General features: G+C 31.9%; 17 protein-coding genes and 1 other annotated feature. Of the genes, 14 read left to right on the forward strand and 3 right to left on the reverse strand.

Annotated elements, in window-relative coordinates; translation table 11 throughout:
- Positions 1 to 26: 26 nt before the first annotated feature.
- From C661_RS0114200 to asrC, 4 genes are read left to right on the forward strand one after another with little or no spacing between them, the layout of a single operon-like run.
- The gene (locus C661_RS0114200) at positions 27 to 794 is read left to right on the forward strand and encodes a formate/nitrite transporter family protein (protein WP_017416005.1); all 768 of its coding nucleotides are present in this window, start codon (positions 27 to 29) and stop codon (positions 792 to 794) included.
- A 25-nt stretch (positions 795 to 819) separates the two neighbouring features.
- Positions 820 to 1,821 carry an anaerobic sulfite reductase subunit AsrA gene (gene asrA / locus C661_RS0114205; RefSeq protein WP_017416006.1) on the forward strand — a complete coding sequence of 334 codons (1,002 nt, stop codon included), beginning with the start codon at positions 820 to 822 and terminating at the stop codon, positions 1,819 to 1,821.
- On the forward strand, positions 1,821 to 2,612 hold the full coding sequence (gene asrB / locus C661_RS0114210; protein ID WP_017416007.1) for an anaerobic sulfite reductase subunit AsrB: 792 nt from the start codon (positions 1,821 to 1,823) through the stop codon (positions 2,610 to 2,612). The genes asrA and asrB overlap by 1 nt, the downstream gene beginning before the upstream one ends.
- A gap of 12 nt (positions 2,613 to 2,624) precedes the next feature.
- Positions 2,625 to 3,578 (forward strand): sulfite reductase subunit C, encoded by a 954-nt coding sequence (asrC, locus tag C661_RS0114215; protein ID WP_017416008.1) that lies wholly within the window; start codon positions 2,625 to 2,627, stop codon positions 3,576 to 3,578.
- A gap of 32 nt (positions 3,579 to 3,610) precedes the next feature.
- Here asrC and C661_RS0114220 read toward each other — a convergent pair whose 3' ends face one another.
- Positions 3,611 to 4,264, reverse strand: coding sequence for a site-2 protease family protein (locus C661_RS0114220; protein ID WP_017416009.1), 654 nt, complete (start codon positions 4,262 to 4,264; stop codon positions 3,611 to 3,613).
- A 275-nt stretch (positions 4,265 to 4,539) separates the two neighbouring features.
- On the reverse strand, positions 4,540 to 5,868 hold the full coding sequence (locus C661_RS0114225) for a dicarboxylate/amino acid:cation symporter (RefSeq protein WP_017416010.1): 1,329 nt from the start codon (positions 5,866 to 5,868) through the stop codon (positions 4,540 to 4,542).
- Between the two features lie 309 nt (positions 5,869 to 6,177).
- Positions 6,178 to 6,435: a binding site (T-box leader), on the reverse strand.
- A 307-nt stretch (positions 6,436 to 6,742) separates the two neighbouring features.
- Between C661_RS0114225 and C661_RS22825 the strand changes: the two genes are divergently transcribed.
- The 9 genes from C661_RS22825 (at position 6,743) to purD (ending at position 19,065) form a co-directional block, all read left to right on the forward strand.
- A complete protein-coding gene (locus tag C661_RS22825) occupies positions 6,743 to 7,801 on the forward strand; it encodes a DUF3810 domain-containing protein (RefSeq protein WP_242826004.1) in 1,059 nt (352 codons plus the stop codon).
- Between the two features lie 374 nt (positions 7,802 to 8,175).
- Positions 8,176 to 12,033, forward strand: coding sequence for a phosphoribosylformylglycinamidine synthase (locus tag C661_RS0114235; protein ID WP_017416012.1), 3,858 nt, complete (start codon positions 8,176 to 8,178; stop codon positions 12,031 to 12,033).
- Between the two features lie 11 nt (positions 12,034 to 12,044).
- Positions 12,045 to 12,524: a 5-(carboxyamino)imidazole ribonucleotide mutase gene (gene purE, locus C661_RS0114240; protein WP_017416013.1), complete on the forward strand. Its 480-nt coding sequence runs from the start codon at positions 12,045 to 12,047 to the stop codon at positions 12,522 to 12,524.
- On the forward strand, positions 12,524 to 13,228 hold the full coding sequence (gene purC, locus C661_RS0114245) for a phosphoribosylaminoimidazolesuccinocarboxamide synthase (RefSeq protein WP_017416014.1): 705 nt from the start codon (positions 12,524 to 12,526) through the stop codon (positions 13,226 to 13,228). The genes purE and purC overlap by 1 nt, the downstream gene beginning before the upstream one ends.
- A gap of 29 nt (positions 13,229 to 13,257) precedes the next feature.
- The gene (gene purF / locus C661_RS0114250) at positions 13,258 to 14,688 is read left to right on the forward strand and encodes an amidophosphoribosyltransferase (RefSeq protein WP_017416015.1); all 1,431 of its coding nucleotides are present in this window, start codon (positions 13,258 to 13,260) and stop codon (positions 14,686 to 14,688) included.
- 3 nt (positions 14,689 to 14,691) lie between these two features.
- Entirely contained in the window at positions 14,692 to 15,690 is a 999-nt protein-coding gene (gene purM, locus C661_RS0114255; protein WP_017416016.1) for a phosphoribosylformylglycinamidine cyclo-ligase, read from the forward strand.
- Positions 15,678 to 16,292, forward strand: a complete 615-nt coding sequence (gene purN, locus C661_RS0114260; RefSeq protein WP_017416017.1) for a phosphoribosylglycinamide formyltransferase — start codon at positions 15,678 to 15,680, stop codon at positions 16,290 to 16,292. The genes purM and purN overlap by 13 nt, the downstream gene beginning before the upstream one ends.
- A 5-nt stretch (positions 16,293 to 16,297) precedes the next feature.
- Positions 16,298 to 17,806: a bifunctional phosphoribosylaminoimidazolecarboxamide formyltransferase/IMP cyclohydrolase gene (gene purH, locus C661_RS0114265; protein ID WP_017416018.1), complete on the forward strand. Its 1,509-nt coding sequence runs from the start codon at positions 16,298 to 16,300 to the stop codon at positions 17,804 to 17,806.
- 14 nt (positions 17,807 to 17,820) lie between these two features.
- Positions 17,821 to 19,065, forward strand: a complete 1,245-nt coding sequence (purD, locus tag C661_RS0114270) for a phosphoribosylamine--glycine ligase (RefSeq protein WP_017416019.1) — start codon at positions 17,821 to 17,823, stop codon at positions 19,063 to 19,065.
- Between the two features lie 156 nt (positions 19,066 to 19,221).
- Here the strand turns inward: purD and C661_RS0114275 are convergent, their stop codons facing one another.
- A complete protein-coding gene (locus C661_RS0114275) occupies positions 19,222 to 19,914 on the reverse strand; it encodes a DUF554 domain-containing protein (protein ID WP_017416020.1) in 693 nt (230 codons plus the stop codon).
- A 250-nt stretch (positions 19,915 to 20,164) separates the two neighbouring features.
- Here C661_RS0114275 and C661_RS0114280 point away from each other — a divergent pair, with 250 nt between their 5' ends.
- Positions 20,165 to 21,745 (forward strand): peptidoglycan-binding domain-containing protein, encoded by a 1,581-nt coding sequence (locus tag C661_RS0114280; RefSeq protein ID WP_017416021.1) that lies wholly within the window; start codon positions 20,165 to 20,167, stop codon positions 21,743 to 21,745.
- Positions 21,746 to 21,907: the final 162 nt, after the last annotated feature.

A 21,907-nucleotide genomic window follows, 5' to 3' on the forward strand; every position in this document is an offset into this window, starting at 1 on the left:
TAACAATAAGTTGAGGAGGTTTTTTTATGTTTGGTGATGTTGTTGAAAAGATAGGGAATTCAGCAGTAGCTAAAAGTAAGTTGCTAAAAAGCTCAAAAGGAAAATATCTTATTAGTTCTGCTTTAGCTGGAATGTTTGTGGGATTTGGAGTTATTCTTATATTTACTATTGGTGGTTTACTTAACGCTGCAAATTCTCCAGTTACAAAAATAATTATGGGATTAAGTTTTGGAGTGGCACTTAGTCTTGTGATTATGGCAGGGTCGGAGCTTTTTACTGGAAATAATATGATTATGACTATTGGTACATTAGATAAGAAGGTTACTTTAAATGAAACTTTGAATATATGGGTTTTTAGCTTTATAGGAAATTTACTAGGGGCAATTTTATTAGGGTATTTGTATTCCAAAAGTGGACTTGTTACAGGACCAGTTGCAGAATTTATTAGTAAGATTTCCACTGCTAAGATGGCAACACCTGCAGTGCAACTATTTATAAGAGGGGTTCTCTGTAACATAATGGTTTGCCTTGCAGTTTGGTGTTCTTTTAAGCTAAAAGAAGAAACAGCAAAATTAATTATGATTTTCTGGTGTTTATTTGTGTTTATTACTGCTGGATTTGAACACAGTATTGCAAACATGACACTTCTTGCTATAGGGTTATTTATACCTCACCCAGCCACAGTAACCTTAAACGGATATATATATAACATTGGAGTTGTAACTCTTGGAAATATGGTAGGTGGAATAATATTTGTGGCTCTTGCCTACTGGTACATTTCTAAGGAAAAATAAATTTAGTTTTAGGAAGGGGACAACCATGGATAGAAAATATAATGCAGAAAATTTTAATGAAATACTAAACAAATTGAAAAAGGAATATAGAATATTTGCTCCTGTTACTCTAGTAGGTAAAGGTACTTTAAGTGATACAAACTCAGTGAAATATAAGCAAATTAATAAGATACAGGATGTAGAGTTTAGAATAAAAAGTAGTTTCTCTGCCAAGGAAGTATATATGCCAATTACAGAGACTTTGTTCTATTTTACGGAAGATGCTTATATAGATCCTAAAAAGGAAGAAAAGAAAACCTTGGTATTTTTGAGAAGTTGTGATGTTCATGCTCTTAAAAGAAGTGATGAAATATATTTGAGAAATGGTTTTGAAGATCCTTATTATAAACATTTTAGAGATAACCTTAAAATAATATTAATTGGCTGTGAAAATAGCTTTGATAACTGTTTTTGCGTATCTATGGAAACAAACAAAACAGAAGATTTCAGTATGTATTTAAAGTACAAAAAGGATACAGTTTACGTAAAAATTAAAGATGAAGAGCTTTCACCTTGTTTCCAAGAGGGAGAAAGTACAGATATTGAAATTGATTTTGTAGAAGAAAACAATGTAAACGTTAGTATTCCAGAAAATCTATGTCAAAAAGTATTTAAGGCAGCAATGTGGGATGAGTATGATGCTAGATGTATAGCTTGTGGTAGATGTAACTTTGTATGTCCAACTTGTACATGTTTTACAATGCAGGATATTCACTATAAAGACAATCCAAAGAATGGAGAGAGAAGAAGAGTTTGGGCTTCATGCCAAGTAGATGGATATACAGATATGGCGGGCGGTCACAGCTTTAGGAGAAAGAACGGAGAAAGAATGAGATTTAAAACTATGCACAAGGTTTATGATTTTAAAAAGCGATTTGGATATCATATGTGTGTAGGCTGCGGAAGATGTGATGATGTCTGTCCTCAGTATATCTCCTTCTCTAACTGTGTTAATAAATTAAATATTGCTGTAAATGAGGTGGAATAATGAATAATGTATATATGCCTTTTAAATCAAAAATATTAAATATTATACAACATACAGATATAGAGTACACTTTTAGAATGGAGTTTCATGGTGAAGTTAAGCCAGGTCAGTTTATGGAAGTTTCTATTCCTAAGTATGGTGAAGCGCCAATTTCTGTCAGTGGAATAGGTGAAGATTTCATTGATTTAACTATAAGAAGGGTTGGGGTGGTTACTGATGTAATTCACACTTTCTTTGTTGGGGATTCACTGTTTTTAAGAGGACCCTATGGTAATGGATTTGATGTTACCCAATATGAAGGAAAAGAAGTTATTGTAGCAGCTGGAGGAAGTGCCCTTGCTCCGGTGAGAGGGATTGTAGAGCATTTCACAAAACATAGAAAAAAAGCAAAGGATTTTAATCTTTTAGTAGGATTTAAATCACCCAAAGATATTTTGTTTAAAGAAGATTTAAAGCAATGGGCGGAAAAAGTTAGTGTTACAGTAACTGTGGATTCAGCACCAGAAGATTATACTGGAAATGTGGGTCTTGTAACTAAATATGTACCTAAAATTAAGATAAGTGATATAGAAAATGTTGTTGTTGTGGTGGTGGGCCCTCCAATGATGATGAAGTTTACAGTAGCTGAGTTTTTAAATCTTGGCATAAAAGAAGAAAACATATGGGTTTCCTACGAGAGAAAAATGTGTTGCGGAGTAGGAAAGTGTGGTCACTGTAAGATGGATGATACCTATATATGTTTAGATGGTCCTGTATTTAATTATGCTCAGGCAAAAAACTTAGTAGATTAAGGAGGGGTAATTGTGGACATTAATACTAAAGCTATAATGAGAAATGCCTTTAGAGTAACTAAAAAAAGAGGGAAAACAGCTATAAGAATAAGAGTTCCTGGAGGACATTTACCTGTAAAATATTTTGATGTGTTAAAAGAAGTGGCAGAGAAGTATGGAAATGGATCTGTGCATATGACTACAAGGCAAGGATTTGAAATCACAGATATAGATTTTGATAAAATGGAAGAGGTTAATAAACTTATCCAGCCTGTAATTGAGGGATTAGATATAAATCAGCCCAATGCACCTAAAACTGGGTATGCAGCTGCAGGGACAAGAAATGTAGCTTCTTGCATAGGAAATAGAGTATGTCCTTTTGCAAATTATGATACAACTGCATTAGCACAAAGAATTGAAAAAGCCATCTTTCCAAACCACTATCATGTAAAAGTAGCTGTAACAGGATGCCCTAACGATTGCATTAAGGCTAGAATGAATGACTTTGGAGTTTTAGGAATGACTGAACCCCAATATGAGAGTCATAGATGTATTTCCTGTGGTGCTTGTGTTAAAAATTGCAAAAAAAGGGTAACTGGGGCCCTTAGAATGGAGAATTTCAAAGTAGAAAGAGATCATGAGAAATGCTTAGGTTGTGGAGAGTGCGTAAACAAATGTCCAACAAATGCCTGGACTAGAAGTGATAAAAAATATTACAAACTAGTTATAATGGGAAGAACAGGGAAGAAAAATCCTAGAATTGCAGAGGATTTTATTAAATGGATTGACGAAGATTCAATAATAAAAATCATCTTAAATACCTATAAATATGTAGATAAATACATTGAAAAGGATGCGCCAAATGGAAAAGAACACGTTGGATACATTGTTGATAGAACAGGTTATCAAATATTTAAAGACTTTGTATTAGAAGGGGTTAACCTCCCTGATAAAGCTGAAGTTGCTAAAAATATATATTGGAAATAAAAAAACACTCCCACAGGAGTGTTTTTACTTGCCTAAAAAATCAAAAACAATAATATTGATACTATTAAAATGTTAACCACCACTATAATTAACTTACTATTAATAACATTAATTTTTGATTTTTTTATTAATCTATTAATAGTAGCAACCCAGATCTTATTACCATCTAGTGAGGATAAGGGGATGAGATTTGTAAGCCCTAAAGTTAAGTTTACAATTATTAATAAAAACCATAAGGTAGTACCTTTCATTGAAATAAATAAGTTTGCAAGATTATTTTGTAAGATATAGATATTTTTTAAGCTTATGCATCGCAAACTTTGAGCAATTATTCCATATATATTAATTAAGTTACTTTCAAGCAACTTAAAATTAAAGTCCAGAGAAGTGAGTAAAGATAATACAAATATTAAAAAGTTAAGAAATACACCAGATAAACAAATTACATAAATTTTTAGCAATTTGAGGGATTCATATTTTAATTCATCATTATAGATATATCCACCAAGTGGAAGTAATCTTACTTCGAATTCTGTACCATATCTCAAGAAAGAAAATATTTTAGGACCTACCCCTATAGAAAACTGATATACAGGAACCTTAAACATTTTAGAGGCTAGATAATGTCCTAATTCATGAATAAAAATAGAAGTAAAAAGCACAATATAGATTATAAAAAAATCCATATTCCCCCCTGATAATAGTGATTATAATTAATTTGTATTCAATTTTTCTAGGGTTTATAACAAGATTTTGTTGCTAAAGTTGTGATTTTTGAAATATATAACCTAATAAGAAAATATAATAATAAATAGTTCTATGGCTTTATCTTAAATATTATTTGATTACTATAACAAAAAATTAAATAACAACCTGAAATAATTCAATATGATTTCAAGTTGTTATAATTTAATCTTTTGCAAACTTTATTTTAATAATATATCACAGAATAGATATTAATCTAAGCACTTATTTCTAAGTCAGCAGTGTTATCTTTTGAGTCATCCTTATTAAAGGCTTCTCTATCAAAATCACCTACTGAATCTGCTACAAGAAGTGATACAACAGCTGCACCAGTTACGTTTGTGGCTGTTCTTGCCATATCGACAATAGTATCAATTCCAAGTAGTAATGCTATACCTTCAACAGGTAACCCCATTGCTGCAAGAACTACAGTAGTCATAATTGATGCTGTTCCAGGCACGCCAGCAGTTCCTATGGATGCGATAGTTGTAACAATAATTAAAGTAATATAATTTACTAAAGTAAAGTTGTGACCAAAAACATTAGCAACAAATACTGCAGCCATTACGGGATAAAGACCACCGCAAGCATTCATACCCATTGTAGCACCCATTGGAGCTACAAATGAAGCTATTTTATTTGAAATTTTAACATTGTCTGTAAGTGCTCTAATAGTTACAGGCAAAGTTCCATAGCTACTTCTTGTAGTGAAAGCCACTACTTGAGGTTCGTAAATCTTTTTTAAGAACTTAATAGGGTTTACCTTAGCTACAAAAGTTAATAGAGAACCATGAACTAATACAATTTGAAGGGCACAAGCTAGATATATTGCTAAAATAACTTTGGCAAGGGGAATTAAAGTAGCAATACCATATTTACTTGCAACTCCAGCCATAAGAGCATACACACCATAAGGAGTAAGTTTAAGAACCATTTTTGTAATTCTAAACATAATATTTGCAAAAGATTCAAATAGATTTTTAACTGCTGCTACTTTTTCTGGCTTTCTTGAGCCTTCGATAATTATTGCCACACCAATCAAAATAGAGAAAATAATTACAGGAATTATCTTTCCGCTAGCCATCTCATTAACTGGGTTAGATGGTATCATATCAATTAAAACTTTTGTAAAAGTTGGAACCTCTTTTGCTTTAAAACTTGCATCTTCAACAAATTTTATGCCATTACCAAGCTTAAAAGCAAGTGCAACTAGAATTCCAATAACTGTGGCAGCAGCAGTTGTCCCCATTAAATAAGCAAGAGTTCTAGTCCCGATCTTCTTAAGCTTTGCTGGACTTTCAAGGGATGCAATACTTGTAACTACTGATGATACTACCAGTGGAATTACTATCATTTTAATCAAGTTAACATACATGGACCCAATAGGTTCAATTAGAGAAGTATTTTTGCTAAATATCATACCTACTACAATACCCAATGCCATTGACACAAAAACTCTATTACCAAAAGAAACTTTTTTCTTTTTAAGATACATAAGAATTCCAAAAACTAAAACTGAAACTAATAAGCTAATATAATTCATCATTTCTTTTCCTCCAAATTTTTAATTTTATTTTTAACAAGATTTTAGGGTGAAAGTTTAAACTTTTAAATTTCACGAACCTCTGTGGTTCATTTGAGAAACTTTACTATTCATAATTGTAACTCCATAATAAAAGTTGTTTTATATAAGGTTCCATTTACACATAGTTATACATAAAGTAAGCATAATCATAGAGGTTCACGCATAATTGCTATAAATACCGGTAAAATTTTATAACAATTTTCATAAAACTTTGTAAAAATTTTGACGTCTTAAATATTTTACAAAACAAAAAACTCCTACCTCTGTAAAAACAGAGGCAGAAGTAATATTCCGCGGTTCCACTCTGATTAAGTAATAAATACTCATCTCATTTTAAGCACTACCATGCTCTATCCCTATAACGGGGGAATCCGTAATATCCTACTTGGGCATTGAAAATAATGCCATAAATTTCGGTATTAAGCTCATAGGGGCACTTCAGTATTATTAATACGTAAAACTCTCTCACCAAATGAGTTTCTCTCTGTAAGATTTCTAATACTTACTTTTCCTAATCTTAGCATTTATTAATTAAATAATAATTATTCTTACAAAATGGATTATATAATCTAATAAAATAAAAGTCAATAAGTTTTTATAAATGAATTATTAGTAATTTTATACAGTATATTTTAACTGCCTTAGTACTCTTGTTCAAATTAATGATTTATAATTCTAAATTCTATATTATAATTAATAATGAATAAGTAAATTTATTTATTATTATAGGCATAATTAACAACTATGAAAGCTTTGAAAAGTAATTTTGTAAGGGGGATATTTCATGAAGATAAATAAAAAGATATTCTCATATTTTCTAATATGTTTAATAGGAATGGTTACCTTTATCTTAATCCAGTTATGTAAAGAAAATCCTTTAATTGTTGAGAAGATATACTCAAACTATATTTTTTTATTAATTGCTAGAGTATTAAGCAAACTCTTCAGTAAAATTCCATTTTCCTTGTGGGAATTTATTTATGTGGGCTTACTAGTATTTCCTGTTATTATTTTTTTCAAGTTCATATATATGCTTATTAAACATCGAAAAAATCTTAAAATTAAACTCATTAAACATACTAAAGCTTGCTTAATAATATTATTGCTAGGTTATTTTCTTTTTAATATTCTATGGGGTATAAATTATTATAGAGAGCCTATTGCAACTTCTATGGAGCATGAGAATGAACAATATAAAAAGGATGATTTGATCAATCTCTGTAAAGAGTTTTTAATTATTACTAATGGTCTAAGAGATAATTTAAAGGAAGATATTAATGGCAATTTCACCTTAAGTATGGAGTTCTCTCAATTAAGCAATGAGGTGGAAGATGGGTACAAATATTTTAAGGTAGATAATAAACCTTTGGATGTAAAATATAATAACACCAAACCTGTTACCTTATCTAAATTTATGAGTTACACAGGGATTACAGGGATGTATTCTCCGTTCACAGGGGAAGCTAATGTGAACATTGATATTCCTAGTACAACTTTACCTGTAACTATTGCCCATGAACAAGCACATCAAAGAGGAATTGCTAGGGAAGAAGAAGCTAATTATTTAGCCTATTTAGCTTGTGTTAATAGTCCAAATAAAGAATTACAGTATTCGGGATATTATTTAGCATTAACCTATCTTATGAATGATTTATATAGTATTGATAAAGAGGCATACCAGGAAATAAAGAAATTGTATAGCAATAAGTTAATAAGAGATATAAATTTTAGTAATAATTACTGGAAAAACCATGAAGGATTTGTTGAAAAAGTTTGGAATAAAGCCAATGATAGCTACTTGAAGGCAAATAACCAAAGTGCTGGAGCTGCAAGTTATGGACTAATGACAAAGTTGCTATTAGGTGAATATAAGAGTAATTTAATAAATAAATAAATAAATAAATAGAACTGTGTAGGTTTCTGTAATTCACTAAATCATGGAGTGAATTGTAAAAATTTACACAGTTTTTGTTTTAATAAGTTAAATTTTCAACTTACATATTGCATAAACTTCAAGGGTTTAAACTCAAAAAAGTATTTTCCTCCATTGCTTTGTGAAATATAAAAATTATATTTAAGTGCTAAGTATTAATATTTGATAAATCCTAAGGCCGAATATGTACTAATAGTAAAAACTAAGTAAAAAATGTTAAAGTTTTTAAAAAGTACTTCCAATTATCAGAAAAGTGTTATATTATAAAAATACGAACAATAAACAAATTAATCATATTAATATTCGTATAAAAATCTGTTGTTTGAGGTGATAAGATGGAAAATTGTACTTTCACAGCTTATGTTGAAAAAAAAGCGAACTTTAGTAGTGAAGCTTTAGCTATTAAAAATGAAATAAATCAAATATTAGGAATAAAGAATGTTGAAAATGTCCGTTATATAAACAAATATGATATATCTGGCATTACAAAGGATGAGTATGAAGTAATTAAATACACAACTTTGTCAGAGATAAACACAGACTCCATTTATGATAACACAATTAATTTAGGGAAATGTGAATACTTTGTTGTGGAGTTTTTACCAGGCCAATATGACCAAAGAGCAGATTCTGCTGCACAGTGTATTCAGTTAATTACCCAAAAGGAAATGCCAGAAGTTAAAACTTCAAAAATATATGCTATTTATGGGGACATTAGTAAGAATGAACTTGATAGAATAAAGGAGTATTACATAAATAAGGTTGATTCAAGGGAAACCACCCTTGAAACTAATAATATTTTTAACAGTACCATGGTTGAAGATAAAAAGATTGAAGTTATAGAAAACTTTATTGAAAAGAATGAGGACGAACTAATAGGAGTTCAAAAAGAATATGGGCTTTCTATTTCTAAAGAAGACTTAAAACTCATTCAAAAATATTTTAAAGATGATGAAAATCGTAATCCCACTTTAACTGAAATAAGAGTGATTGATACTTATTGGTCAGATCATTGCAGACATACTACTTTTTTAACAAACTTAAAAAGTGTTAGATTCCAAGAAGGCAAACTAAATAATCCAGTTAAAAAAGCCTTTTCAATATACGAAGATTATAGAAAAACTTTATATAAAGATAAAGAAAAGCCAATGACTTTAATGGATATAGCAGTAATCGCAATGAAAAAACTACGAAAGGATGGTAAACTTCAAGGATTAGATTCTTCAGATGAAATTAATGCTTGTAGTATTGTAGTTGATGTAGATGTGGAAGGTAAGCTAGAAAAGTATGTGGTGATGTTTAAAAATGAAACTCATAACCACCCAACAGAAATTGAACCTTTTGGTGGTGCATCTACTTGTATTGGAGGAGCTATAAGAGATCCACTTTCGGGAAGAAGTTACGTCTACCAAGCTATGAGAATTACAGGCTGTGGAGACCCAACAGAACCAATTAGTAGCACTTTAAAAGGCAAGTTGCCACAAAGAAAAATTACTAAAGAAGCTGCAAAAGGATATAGTAGCTATGGAAATCAAATTGGGTTAGCAACTGGTTTTGTAAAAGAGATTTACCATGAAGGTTATAGAGCCAAAAGAATGGAAGTAGGAGCTGTTATTGGTGCTGCTCCCTATGAAAACATAGTAAGAAGCAAACCAATGCCAGGAGATGTAGTAATATTATTAGGTGGCAGAACTGGTAGAGATGGAATTGGTGGTGCAGCAGGATCATCTAAAGTTCATACTGAATCTTCCATAAACACCAGTAATGCGGAGGTTCAAAAAGGTAATGCACCTACAGAAAGAAAAATACAAAGACTGTTTAGAAATAAAGATGTTACTAAGCTAATAAAGAAATGTAATGATTTTGGTGCTGGGGGAGTCTCAGTAGCTATTGGCGAGTTAGCTGATGGTTTAAAAATTAATTTGAATTGTGTTCCTAAAAAATATGAAGGATTAGATGGAACAGAAATTGCGATTTCTGAATCTCAAGAAAGAATGGCTGTAGTAGTTTCAAATAATGAGGCAGAAAAGTTTATAAAGTATGCTAATGAAGAAAACCTTGAAGCTACAGTGGTTGCTGAGGTAACAGAAGAAGAAAGAGTCATCATTGAGTGGAATGGAAATACCATTGTTAACCTTAGCAGAGAGTTTTTAAATACAAATGGAGCTACTAGCTATAGTGAAGTTATAGTAGAAGCACCAAAAGAAGAAGAAAATTATTTCTTAGAAAAGAAAGAGGAAAACACCAGACTTTATGAAGAGTTCACAAAAGTTTTATCAGATTTAAATGTATGTTCTCAAAAAGGTCTTATAGATATGTTTGATTCATCAATTGGTGGTGGAACAGTATTCATGCCATGCGGAGGAAAACATCAAGGAACACCAATGGAAGCTATGACCTGTAAGATACCTGTATTAGGAAGGGAAATAAAAACAGGAACAGTAATGTCTTATGGTTTCAATCCGAATATTTCATGCTGGAGTACCTTCCACGGTGCATTGTATGCTGTTGTAGAAAGCATTGCCAAAGTTATAGCTGCTGGAGGAAAATTAGAGGATACTTATCTTACTTTCCAAGAGTATTTCGAAAAACTTGGCAATGATCCAGCTAAATGGGGAAAACCATTCTCAGCATTATTAGGAGCCTTGTATGCACAGCATAACCTAGAAGTTGCAGCAATTGGTGGAAAGGATAGTATGTCAGGAACCTTTGAAAATTTAAATGTTCCACCAACTTTAATTTCCTTTGCTGTCAGCACTTTAGAGGTAGATAAAGCTGTAAGTGGAGAATTTAAAAGAAAAAATAGCAAGGTTATAATAATTCCAAGTAGTTTAGATGATGAGTATATAATTGATTTTCCTAAGTTAAAGAGAAACTTTGAATATGTTTCAAAGCTCATAGAAAAAGGCTTGGTTTTATCCTCATATACTGTAACTTATGGTGGGGTTATAGAAGCTATTTCAAAGATGACCTTAGGAAATCGTATTGGTTTTGAATTTAACTCATCTATGAATCTTGAGAAAATTAAAGCTTACACTTATGGCAGTATAATTTTAGAAATTAAAGATGAAGAAGCTTTAAGTATTTTAAATTCACAAGAATATCATGTATTAGGTTCTACTGTAGAAAGTTATACCATTAAGTTAAAAGAAGAGCAACTGTCTATAGAACAACTGGAGAAGGTATATAATGAGCCACTATCTAAGATTTTTCCAATGGATTATGATGCGAATCAAAAGAGTTTCTTTGGCTTCAATAAGGAGTGTGTTGAAAACCCACATTTAAATAAACAGTTAGAGATTTCTATGAATGATAGTATTTCAGATAGAGAAATACAATTCAATGAAAACTCTCTAAGAAATACAAATAAGAAGTATATTGGAATCAACAAGGCTAAACCTAAGATTATTATACCAGTTTTCCCAGGAACAAACTGTGAATATGACTGCGAAAGAGCATTTATGAAAGCAGGTGGGGAAGTTAATCAGTTAATTTTTAATAACTTAACTTCTAAGAATATTGAAGAATCTATTTTAGCTCTTGAAAAAGCCATAAAATCGTCTCAAATAATTATGCTACCTGGCGGATTTAGCGCAGGTGATGAGCCAGATGGTTCAGGTAAATTTATTAATGCTATCTTTAGAAATGAAAAAATTAAAGAAGCAACAATGGATTTGCTTAAAAATAGAGATGGTTTAATTTTAGGTATTTGCAATGGATTCCAAGCTTTAATAAAGCTAGGCCTTGTAACATACGGAGAAATAAGAGATTTAGAAGAACAAAGTCCTACGTTAATACCTAACGCTATAGGAAAACATATGTCTTGTATGGTTAATACTAAAATAATAAGCAATAGCTCTCCATGGCTTCAAGGTGTTAATGAAGGAGATATTCATGCTATTCCTATATCTCATGGGGAAGGTAGATTTTATGGTAGTGAAGACGTTATAAAGGAATTGTTCAAAAATAAACAGGTGGCAACTCAATATGTAGATGAACTTGGAAATCCAACCTATGATATTAAATATAATCCTAATGGTTCAATGTATGCTATTGAAGGTATTACTAGCCCTGACGGAAGAGTATTTGGGAAAATGGGCCATAGTGAAAGATATACTGAAAATGCGTTTAAAAATATATCAGGAAATTATGATCAAAAGATTTTTGAAAGTGGAATTAACTACTATAAATAGGAGGTTATGATATGAAGGTAGCAATTATATTTGGTAGCAAGTCTGACGTGGAGGTAATGAGAGGTGCTGCAAACTGCTTAAGGGAATTTGGTGTGGAGTTTACAGCTCATGTTCTGTCTGCTCATAGAGTTCCAGAGAAGTTAGAAGAAGTTTTAGAGAAATTAGAATTAGAAGGTTATGAGGTAATTATTGCAGGGGCAGGTCTTGCTGCTCACTTACCAGGAGTAATAGCCTCTAAAACTATTCTTCCTGTAATTGGAGTACCTATAAAGGCGGCATTAGAAGGATTGGATTCTTTATATTCTATAGTTCAAATGCCAAAGTCCATTCCAGTAGCTACAGTTGGAATAAATAATAGCTATAATGCAGCTATGCTTGCAGTGGAAATTTTATCAATTAAATATGGTGAGTTAAAAGAAAGATTAGTAAGTTATAGACAAACTATGAAAGAGAATTTTATCAACGATAATAAAGAAGGAGTGGAATTATAATGGAGAATAAAAACTTTTTATACGAAGGAAAGGCTAAAAAAATATATGGTACAGAAAAGGAAAATCAGGTAATTGTATATTATAAAGATGATGCAACAGCATTTAATGGAGAAAAAAAAGCTTCAATTAATTCAAAAGGAATCCTTAATAATACCATAACTTCTATCATTTTTAATATGTTAAAGGAAAATGGAATTGAAAGTCACTTCATCAAAAAATTAAACGATAGAGAGCAATTATGTAAAAAAGTGGAGATTGTTCCTCTTGAAGTAATTGTTAGAAACGTTGCTGCTGGAAGCATGGCTAAAAGATATGGCCTTGAAGAAGGAACTGAACTTAAAACTACAGTGCTTGAAATAAGCTATAAAAATGATGATTTAGGCGATCCATTAATGAATGATTATCATGCTGTTGCTATGGGATTAACAACTTTTGATGAGCTAAATTATATATATTCCCAAGCAGAAAGAATAAATGAATTATTGACAGATTTCTTTAAGAAGCAAAATATAAAGTTAGTAGATTTCAAACTTGAGTTTGGAAGATATGAGGGAGAAGTAATATTAGCTGATGAAATTTCTCCAGACACCTGCAGACTTTGGGATATGACTACAGGAGAAAAACTAGATAAGGATAGATTTAGAAGAGAACTTGGAGATTTAGTAGAAGGGTATACAAAAATACTAGAGAGAATTAATGGATAGCACTATAAGTGGTATTTAGGAGGAAGAGTATGAATTTGGAATTTCAAGGATCTTACGAGTGTTACGATGATGATAAGTTTCATGATGAATGTGGAGTTTATGGGATATTTAGTACATCACCACAAATTAATGTAGCTAAAAGAACTTACTATGGACTATATGCACTTCAACATAGGGGACAAGAAAGTGCAGGGATAGTAACTTCTGACGGTAAAACTATGAGTTGTCATAAGGGGATGGGGCTTGTATCTGAAGTGTTTAACAACAAGATTATAGATGAGCTTCAAGGGCATGCTGCTATTGGGCATGTAAGATATTCAACAGCAGGCGATAGTGTGCTAAAAAATGCACAACCAGTTTTAGGGGAATTCAAACTTGGGAATATTGCTATTGCTCACAATGGAAATTTAGTAAATGCAGATATAATTAGAGAACTTTTGGAAGACTCAGGTTGTGTTTTTCAAACTTCTATAGATTCTGAGGTTATATTAAACTTGATTGCTAAAGGTTCAAAAAAAGGTGTTGTGAAAAGTATAATAGATACTATGCAAGCTATAAAGGGATCCTTTGGAATTGTTATCCTAACAGAAAATGAGCTAATTGGAGTTAGGGATCCTTATGGAATTAGACCTTTATGTCTAGGAGAAATAGATGGAAACTACATTATTGCATCGGAAAGCTGTGCTATTGATGCAACTGGTGGCAGTTTTATTAGAGATATTGAACCTGGTGAAATAGTAGTAATTAATGCTGAAGGTATTAAGTCATTTAACTTTGGTGAAAAAACTAAATGTGCTACCTGTTCTTTCGAGTACATCTACTTTGCTAGGCCGGACACTACAATTGATGGTATTAGTGTGAATACTTCCAGAATAAAAGCAGGAATGAAATTATTTGAAGAGCATCCTGTAGAAGCGGATATAGTAATAGGAGTTCCAGATTCAGGAATACCAGCAGCTATAGGTTTTTCAAAGGCATCAAATATTCCTTTCGAAACGGCTTTAATCAAAAATAGATACATTGGTAGAACCTTTATTGCTCCATCCCAAGAAGAGAGAGAAAGTGCAGTAAATGTGAAATTAAATGTGCTTAAAGAAAGCGTTGAAGGAAAATCAGTGGTATTAATAGATGACTCAATAGTGAGAGGAACTACTAGTAGAAGATTAGTAGAACTGCTAAAAAATGCTGGTGCAAAGGAAGTTCATTTTAGAGTTTGCTCACCTGTAGTTAAATATCCATGTTACTTTGGAATTGATACTCCGTATAGAGATGCACTAATAGGTAGTCAATTACAAATCGATGAGATAAAAGAAGCTATTGGAGCTGATAGCTTAGGCTACTTGACTACAGAAGGGTTATACGAGAGTCTTGGAAAAGCTGATGGTTTTTGTACTGGTTGTTTCCATGGGAAGTACCCAATGTCTGCACCAGTTAAAGTGTCAAATGGAGAGGAGAGTTAAACTATGATTTCATATAAAGATGCAGGTGTTAATATTGAAGAGGGGTATAAAGCTGTTAGTTTAATGAAGCAGTATACTAGTAAAACTTATACTGAAGGTGTGCTAAACGGAATTGGAAGTTTTGCTGGAATGTTCGAAATCGGAGCAGGGTATAAAAATCCTGTGTTAATATCAGGAACTGATGGAGTTGGAACTAAGCTTGAAATCGCAATTCGACTTAATAAATTTGATACCATTGGTATAGACTGTGTAGCCATGTGTGTGAATGATATTTTATGTCATGGGGCAAAGCCTTTGTTTTTCTTAGATTACATTGCATGTGGAAAGTTAGATGCAGATATTGCAAGTGATATAGTAAAAGGTGTGTCCCAGGGATGTGTTGAAAGCGGAGCGGCCCTAATTGGTGGAGAAACAGCAGAAATGCCTGGTATGTATAAAGAAGGCGACTATGATGTTGCTGGATTTGCTGTAGGAATTGCTGATAAAGCTAAAATTATTGATGGAAGTACCATTGCTGAAGGAGATGTACTTATTGGTATAGCTTCTAGTGGAGTGCATAGTAATGGATATTCCTTAGTAAGAAAGTTAGTAAAAGACTATAATGAAAAGTTAGGTGAAAAAACACTAGGAGAAATTCTTTTAGAACCAACAAGAATTTATGTAAGTACTATAATGAGTTTACTTAAGGAATTTGAAATAAAAGGTATGGCACACGTTACTGGTGGAGGTTTTTATGAAAATATCCCAAGAATGTTCAAGGGAGATTTCACTGCAGTAGTTAAGAAGGATAGCTACCAAGTTCCAGAAATATTTAAGTATTTAATGAGTAAGGGTGTGGCTGAAGAGCAAATGTATAATACTTACAATATGGGAATAGGTTTTGTATTAGCTGTAGATAAATCTATAGTAAAAGATGTGCTAAAGGCTCTAAATGATTTGAATGAAACAGCTTATGAAATTGGGTATGTACAAGCTGGAGGTGTGGGCCTTTGCTTAAAATAGCTGTTTTAGTGTCTGGTGGTGGATCTAACCTTCAAAGCATAATAGATAGTATATCAGCTGGAGAACTAAAAAATGTAGAAATTGAATATGTAATTAGCGATAGAGAAGGGGTTTTTGCCTTAGAAAGAGCAAAAAAATATGGAATTAACACCATAACCTTAGATAGAAACAAGTATAAGAATAATTTAAATGCTGAAATTCATAATATTCTAAGTGGAAAAGTAGACCTAATAGTTTTGGCAGGCTTTTTATCCATAATTAAAGGTCCCATATTAGAAGAATTCAGACACAAAATTATAAATATACATCCTTCTCTAATTCCTAGCTTTTGTGGAAAAGGAATGTATGGGTTAAAGGTTCATGAAGCTGCAATTAATTACGGAGTGAAAGTTAGTGGATGTACGGTTCATTTTGTAGAAGAAGATACAGACACGGGTGCTATAATCCTACAAAGTGTTGTTGAAGTTTTAGTTAATGATACAAAAGAAACCTTACAGCAAAGAATTTTGGTAGAAGAACATAAAGCACTTCCAAGAACAATTAAGCTTTTTGCAGAAGGTAATATTAAGGTTAATGGCAGACAAGTAATTGTAAAGGAGTAGTTTAAATGATTAAGAGAGCTTTATTAAGTGTATATGATAAAACTAATATTATACCCTTTGCTAAATTTTTGATAAGTAAAGGCGTTGAACTTATCTCTACTGGTGGTACCTACAAGTTATTAAAGGAGCAAGGAATTTCAGTAAAGGAAGTATCAGAAGTAACAAATGCTGAAGAAATGTTAGATGGTAGAGTTAAAACACTTCATCCAATAGTGCATGGAGGTATTTTAGCCATTAGAAGTAATGAGAGCCATATGGAAACTTTAAAAGAAAGAGAAATTGAAACTATTGATTTAGTTTGTGTTAACTTATATCCTTTCTTTGAAAAGCTAGGCGAAAATCTACCTTTTGATGAAATGATAGAATTTATTGATATTGGTGGTCCAACTATGCTTAGAAGTGCAGCTAAGAACTTTAATGATGTAGTAGTTGTAAGTGATATAACAGATTATGAAACCGTGATGAATGAAATAGAACAACATGGACAGGTTTCATTTTCTACAAAAAGAAATCTTGCAGCTAAGGTATTTAACTTAACTTCTTCCTATGATGCTGCCGTTGCAAACTATTTATTTAATGAAGAAAAGGTTAAAAATCCAAAATTCTTATCTTTGTCCTATGAAAAAATTGAGGATTTAAGGTATGGGGAAAACCCACATCAGGCAGGTGCAATTTATAAAAGCACTGATAAAAAAGGTATGATGAATAATATTAACATATTAAATGGAAAACCACTTTCTTACAACAATATAAAGGATATGGATATTGCATGGAAAGTAGTTAACGAGTTTCAAGAAACTGTTTGTTGTGCTTTAAAGCATAACACACCTTGTGGTGTAGCTTTAGGTGATTCTGTGGAAGAAGCTTATGTAAAAGCTTTTAATTGTGATTCAGTTTCAATCTTTGGAGGTATAGTTGCATTAAACAAAAAAGTTAATAAGGTTGCTGCCCTTGAAATGATAAAAACCTTTTTAGAAATTGTAATTGCTCCAGAATTTGATGCGGATGCCTTAGAAGTATTAAAAACCAAGAAAAACTTAAGAGTTATACAATGTTTAACATGTCCAACAGATGAAATAGAAGTTGTTTCTGTGGATGGAGGAATCCTTGTACAAGATGTAGACAAAAAATTATACGAGGAACTTAAAGTTGTTACTAAGGTAGCTCCAACTCCTGAGGAAATGGAAAACTTAATTTTTGGTATGAAGGTAGCTAAGTATGTAAAATCTAATGCTATTGTAGCTGTAAAAGATAAGATGGCAAAGGGAATAGCTGGTGGTCAAGTTAATAGAATATGGGCAACTGTTCAGGCCTTAGACAGAGCACAAGATGGAGTTGTGCTAGCCTCTGACGGATTCTTCCCTTTTAAAGATTCCGTAGAAGAAGCTAAGAAATGTAATATAAAAGCTATAATTCAACCTGGCGGTTCTCTTAGAGATGCTGAGAGCATAGAAGCTTGTGATGAATATGGTATTTCAATGGTTATTTCAGGAACCAGACATTTTAAACATTAATAGGAGATGATTAAATGAAGGTACTTTTAATCGGCAGTGGAGGAAGGGAACATGCAATTGCCTGGAAACTAAGTCAAAGTATATTGGTAAATAAAATATTTTGTGCTCCTGGCAACGGTGGTACTGCCACTGAGGAAAAATGTGAAAATGTTAATATAACTAACAATGAAGAATTATTAAAATTTGCTATAGATAACTCTATTGATGTAACAGTAGTTGGGCCAGAAGCGCCACTTTGTGAAGGTATTGTAGACTCTTTTTCAGAAAAGGGATTAAAAATATTTGGACCTTGTGCCGCAGGTGCACAGCTAGAGGGAAGTAAAATCTTTTCTAAAAACTTTATGAAGAAATATAACATTAATACCGCAGCTTATGACACTTTTACTCATGCAGATGAAGCTATTCAGTATCTTGAAACTTGTAAATTTCCAGTTGTACTAAAAGCTGATGGTTTAGCAGCAGGAAAAGGAGTCATCATCGCTCAGGACTATAATGAAGCAAAAATCGCAATTGAAGAACTCATGATTAGTGATATATTAAGAGGAGCAGGAAAGTCTGTTGTAATTGAGGAGTTTTTACAAGGGGTAGAAGCATCAATACTAGCTATTACCGATGGTGAAACAATAATACCTTTTGTCTCTTCAAAAGATCATAAGGCTATATATGATGGAAATTTAGGACCAAACACCGGAGGAATGGGTACTCTAGCTCCGAACCCATATTGTACTGAAAAGGTGTTGCAAGATTTCAAAGATAAAATTATGTATCCAACTCTTCAAGGTCTTCAAAAAGAAAATATTCAATACAAGGGGATTATCTTCTTTGGATTGATGATAACAAAAGATAATGTGTATTTATTGGAATACAATGTGAGAATGGGAGACCCTGAAACTCAAGTAGTGCTACCACTAATGGAAAGTGATTTCATGGAGTTAATAATGTCAACCATTGATGGAAATTTAAGCAGTAAGACTGTAAGTTTTAAAGATGAATTTGCATGTTGTGTTATAGCAGCTTCCAAAGGATATCCCGGCACTTATGAAGTAGGTAAAGAAATAAATATTGCAAATAATAGTTCAGAAAAAGTGTTTATTGCAGGTGGAAAAATTTCAAACAGTAAATTGCTTTCTAGTGGTGGAAGAGTCCTTGGGGTAACAGCCCTTGGAAAGTCTATTGAAGAAGCTAGAAAAAATGCTTATGTTGGAATAAATAATATTGATTTTGAAGGAATTTATTTTAGAGGTGATATAGGAATTTAAATATTCCAACGCCAGAAGCTTAATTAAAAGACACCCTTAGTTTAATTTGTAATAATTATACTAAGGGTGTCTAGTATTTTATAAGCTTGACCTAATAAAAAGCAAATTAAGTTTACACATATCTTTAATTGACTTATTTTCAATGTTACAAAATGTCTAAAAAATACTTATTAGTTTAATAATATAAGGTGCTAGAATCGGAAGAAATATTGCAGGTAATAAGTTAGCAACTTTAATTTTAGTTACGCCTAAAATATTAAGTCCTAATCCAACAATAATTAAACTTCCACAGGCAGTCATGTTTGAAATTACAGCTGAGGAGAGTACGGGACTTAAAAAAGAGGCACATAAAGTAATAATTCCTTGATATAAAAGTACAGAAATTCCAGATAACATTACCCCAATGCCCAACGTTGAGGAAAAAATAATAGCAGAAATTCCATCTAAAATTGACTTTGAAAATAAAATATCATGTTTTCCTTGAAGACCGCTCTCAAGAGAGCCAACGATGGCCATAGCGCCCACACAGTATAATAAACTTGCACTAACAAAGCCTTCTGATATTTTACTATCACTATTTTTAAATTTGCTTTGTAACCAATCTCCAAGTTTTTTTAACAAATTATCAAGGTCTGCAAATTCTCCTATTACAGCACCAATGCTCATGCAAATGATTACAACAAGCATATTTTCAACCTTGAAAGCACCAGATATTCCTATATACAGTATACACAATGCTATACCCTGCATTACGGTGTTGCTGACTTTTTCAGGAATACCACCTTTTAGGAATAACCCCACTAATGCGCCACCTACTATGGCTAAAAAATTAACTATGGTGCCAAGCACAATACCACCCCATTTTCATTATTATTTAAAACATCCATAACTATTTTACAATATAGGATGTATAAGTCAATAAATTATATTATAAATAAAATTTACTGTTAATTTGAAGCATTATATAATAATACATAAGTTTACATCACTGTGCAAATATATAGGATAATTTGGTAAATCATAATTACACTTTTGCTAGCACAAAAATGTTACAGTAAATCATAGTATAATATTACAATTAATTATTTTGAGGGTAAGTATGAGTTATGCTGGTAAATTAAAAGTTATAGTTTACGACGGGGATGGATTTAACCCTTATGTAGGTGCAAAAGTTACACTCACTCCTGAAGAGTTTCAATATAATTATTATGGTACAAAAGAAGTGTTTACAGGTGAAAGCGGTGAAACTGAAGTTCTAGAGGTTCCCACCCCACCTACAGCCTTATCTCAATCACCAAGCTATAATTCAGGTCTTGTACCTTATAGCTCCTGGTCATTAAAAATTGAGGCTCCACAAAGAATACCAATATCTATTAAAGGAGTTCAGGTTTTTCCTGAAATAACGTCTATTCAAAAGGTAAATCTACAAAAAGACATAACTACAGTAGCAATGTTTAGAACCATAAAAAATATTAATGATACATCAAAGATAAGTTCTAGCATTATTGAAATTGGTCCCCATGTATTATATGGAAATTATACTAAGAAATCTTTAGAAGAGGAAGAAAAAGAAATGCCAAAATCAAAAAGTATGTTTAGAGTGCTTCCGGAAGTTATTATACCAGATAAGATAGTTGTACACGTAGGCACTCCAGACTCTGCTGGACCTAATTATGAAGTAAATTTCAAAGAGTATATTAAAAATGTAGCAAGTAGCGAAATTTATCCAACTTGGTCTGAAAATACTATTAGAGCCAACATACATTGTATAGTATCCTTTACTTTAAATAGGATTTTTACAGAATGGTATAGAGCCAAGGGTAAAAACTTTGACATAACAAATTCTACTGCTTACGATCACTACTTTGTATATGGAAGAAACATTTTTGAGAATATAGGTAATATAGTAGACGAGGTCTTTGCACAGTACATTAAAAGGCAAGGTGCTATTCAGCCTCTTTTAGCTCAATATTGTGATGGTATAAGGTCTAAGTGTCCAGGACATTTGACACAATGGGGAAGTAAGTATCTTGGAGATGAAGGAAAAACTCCTTATGAAATTTTAACTCACTTTTATGGTAATAACATAGTTTTTGATTTATCTAAAATCATGCGAGGAGTTCCTAAATCTTATCCTGGGAATACTTTAGTAGTTGGCTCAAGAGGAAAAGATGTTACTACTGTTCAAAAATATATAAATAGAATTTCAAAAAACTTTCCAGCTATTAAGAAGTTATCTACTGATGGAATATACGGAAATAATACAAGGCAATCAGTCCAGATGTTTCAAAAAATATTTGGTCTAAATCAGGATGGCAATGTGGATTATAAAACATGGTATAAACTTTCAGATGTATATGTAGCTGTAACAAAAATGGCAGAAGCTTCAGGAGAAGGAGAAAGGGAATCTGAATTGCAACCTTCATACCCTGGTAATATTTTGAATATTGGATCTAAAGGTAATGATGTTAAATTAATTCAGGAGTATTTGAATGTTATTCGAACTAGGTATCCATCAATTATTTATCTACTTCCTGATGGTATCTATGGTTATAATAGTAGTTCAGCAGTATCAGAGTTACAAAAAAATATTGGGATTCCTATTACAGGAAAAGTTGATGAGGTTACTTGGAATTCTATAGTAAATAGTTATAATAGTATAAAATCTGGCTCTAATTAAAAAAACTTATATTTTCTTAGTTGGGTTTTTATAATTATTTCATTCCAGGTATGAGCTTGTTTATTAAACTTATAAGCTTATAAAAGTATAAGCTTATAAGTTTAATAATAATAACTTAGAATAGTAAGTACATTTGAGGCGATTTTCTACATAGAAAGTAGA

The organism is Clostridium tunisiense TJ, from assembly GCF_000300195.1.
Classification (GTDB): Bacteria; Bacillota; Clostridia; order Clostridiales; family Clostridiaceae; genus Clostridium_J; species Clostridium_J tunisiense.

What these genes read in the sequence shown, in the direction of transcription:
- C661_RS0114200 (WP_017416005.1), top strand. Translation starts at nt 27, where the DNA reads ATGTTTGGTGATGTTGTTGAAAAGATAGGGAATTCAGCAGTAGCTAAA.
- asrA (WP_017416006.1), top strand. Translation starts at nt 820, where the DNA reads ATGGATAGAAAATATAATGCAGAAAATTTTAATGAAATACTAAACAAA.
- asrB (WP_017416007.1), top strand. Translation starts at nt 1,821, where the DNA reads ATGAATAATGTATATATGCCTTTTAAATCAAAAATATTAAATATTATA.
- C661_RS0114220 (WP_017416009.1), bottom strand. Translation starts at nt 4,264, where the DNA reads ATGGATTTTTTTATAATCTATATTGTGCTTTTTACTTCTATTTTTATT.
- C661_RS0114225 (WP_017416010.1), bottom strand. Translation starts at nt 5,868, where the DNA reads ATGATGAATTATATTAGCTTATTAGTTTCAGTTTTAGTTTTTGGAATT.
- C661_RS22825 (WP_242826004.1), top strand. Translation starts at nt 6,743, where the DNA reads ATGGTTACCTTTATCTTAATCCAGTTATGTAAAGAAAATCCTTTAATT.
- C661_RS0114235 (WP_017416012.1), top strand. Translation starts at nt 8,176, where the DNA reads ATGGAAAATTGTACTTTCACAGCTTATGTTGAAAAAAAAGCGAACTTT.
- purE (WP_017416013.1), top strand. Translation starts at nt 12,045, where the DNA reads ATGAAGGTAGCAATTATATTTGGTAGCAAGTCTGACGTGGAGGTAATG.
- purC (WP_017416014.1), top strand. Translation starts at nt 12,524, where the DNA reads ATGGAGAATAAAAACTTTTTATACGAAGGAAAGGCTAAAAAAATATAT.
- purF (WP_017416015.1), top strand. Translation starts at nt 13,258, where the DNA reads ATGAATTTGGAATTTCAAGGATCTTACGAGTGTTACGATGATGATAAG.
- purM (WP_017416016.1), top strand. Translation starts at nt 14,692, where the DNA reads ATGATTTCATATAAAGATGCAGGTGTTAATATTGAAGAGGGGTATAAA.
- purH (WP_017416018.1), top strand. Translation starts at nt 16,298, where the DNA reads ATGATTAAGAGAGCTTTATTAAGTGTATATGATAAAACTAATATTATA.
- purD (WP_017416019.1), top strand. Translation starts at nt 17,821, where the DNA reads ATGAAGGTACTTTTAATCGGCAGTGGAGGAAGGGAACATGCAATTGCC.
- C661_RS0114280 (WP_017416021.1), top strand. Translation starts at nt 20,165, where the DNA reads ATGAGTTATGCTGGTAAATTAAAAGTTATAGTTTACGACGGGGATGGA.